The following is a 690-nucleotide window of genomic DNA, read 5'->3' on the forward strand; positions in this document are numbered from 1 at the left end:
AACGCCTAACCCGGGGGCCGGACCCAAGAGGACAATGTCATGGCGCTGCCGCCTGCACTGCGGATGCTTTTTCCCGCGCTTATGCTGTCTCCCTGTCTCCTGCTTGCAGACAGCAGCACCCCGCAAATTGAACAACACAGCAGTATTAATACCGCCAGCCTCTATCAACAGAGCAGCACCGCCAGCCTTGCAATCATTCGGCAATCCCGAAGCCATGACGTCAATGCCATAATCAGCCAGCAACACAGCCACCGCAGTGACGCCAACATCGATCAGACGCAGTCTCATCATAGCGAGGCACGGATATCACAAGACCACACCGATAGCGCCACAGGCAGCATCCAACAGAATCAGTCACCGTCCTCTCGAGCTGATATAGAGCAGTCAAACGGGTCGGATATCGACGCGAGCATCGCACAGTACGGCACGGGTAACGACGCGCTGATAGCGCAGAGTCATATGGACAGCCGGGCATCCATTGAACAGCACAGCCCGCTTCACGATATCGAGGGAAGCACCGCAACAATCCTGCAATCAGCGGGCAATAGTTCGGGGAAAATCATCCAGTTTGGAGTGGGCAATCATGCAACGGTACATCAGTTCTAATCGGCAACGGTGCCTCGGCACCCTCACCCGCGCAGCGGGGCTTACCCTGTTACTCATCGGAGCAGCGACACCCATGGCCGCCTA

The 690-nt window shown here is 56.8% G+C and carries 1 protein-coding gene; it reads left to right on the plus strand.

Translation table 11 applies throughout. The annotated features are described in order from the left end of the window. The first annotated feature begins 39 nt into the window (after positions 1-39). Positions 40-606 (plus strand): hypothetical protein, encoded by a 567-nt coding sequence (locus tag A3754_RS07690; RefSeq protein WP_063519233.1) that lies wholly within the window; start codon positions 40-42, stop codon positions 604-606. The last annotated feature ends 84 nt before the right edge of the window (positions 607-690 follow it).

The organism is Alcanivorax sp. HI0083 (assembly GCF_001635175.1).

Bases quoted from the DNA above. Each gene is read 5' to 3' on its own strand.
- A3754_RS07690 (WP_063519233.1), top strand. From the start codon at position 40: ATGGCGCTGCCGCCTGCACTGCGGATGCTTTTTCCCGCGCTTATGCTG.